Origin of the sequence: Enterobacter sp. IF2SW-B1 (genome assembly GCF_001743375.1) — a bacterium.
Lineage (GTDB): Bacteria > Pseudomonadota > Gammaproteobacteria > Enterobacterales > Enterobacteriaceae > Enterobacter > Enterobacter bugandensis.
Genome location: NZ_MJAA01000105.1, coordinates 1 through 667 on the forward strand (window position 1 = coordinate 1; position 667 = coordinate 667).

At 62.5% G+C, this 667-nt stretch carries 1 pseudogene; it reads left to right on the top strand.

Features of this window, described 5'->3' with window-relative positions:
* Positions 1-87: 87 nt before the first annotated feature.
* A pseudogene (locus A6013_RS25875) lies at positions 88-667 on the top strand (sensor histidine kinase N-terminal domain-containing protein); the annotation flags it as partial.

Consider the following 667-nt stretch of genomic DNA (forward strand, 5'->3'; position numbering starts at 1 on the left):
CGTGCTGGAGTGCGGCGATGAGGTGGGTTAAGCCGCAGTCGCTCTATCTGCAGCTGTTGCTTTTCCTGGGCGTGCTGGAGTGCGGCGATGAGGTGGGTTAAGCCGCAGTCGCTCTATCTGCAGCTGTTGCTTTTCCTGGGTCTGCCGCTGCTGCTGCTGTGGGGATTGTCGGCCTTTAACAGCTACGTTAGCGCGCGGCAGGCGGCCACGCAGGCCTACGATCGCACGCCTGGGTGGTGCTCGACAGCTTTGAGCTCAACATGAACGACCGGCTCTACTATAAGGTGGGCGACCCCGACGGACGGGTGATCTCCGGCTATGACGAGCTGCCGAAGATGCCGGCTCTACTATAAGGTGGGCGACCCCGACGGACGGGTGATCTCCGGCTACACACCGAAGAGCGCGGCCAGGCGATTCGGGTGGCGCGCCTGCTGCAGCCCGTAACTGAAGAAAATGTTTTTGGCATGCCGGAGATTTACGGCGCCGAGACGCGCCAGGCCCGCCGCTATCTCCCCAGAAGAAAATGTTTTTGGCATGCCGGAGATTTACGGCGCCGAGACGCGCCAGGCCCGCCGCTATCTCCCCAGCCAGTTGCGCTTTTCATCCTGGGATTCACAGGGGCTGCTGGTGCTGCTGACGCTGGTGCTGACCGCATGGCTGCTGCGCC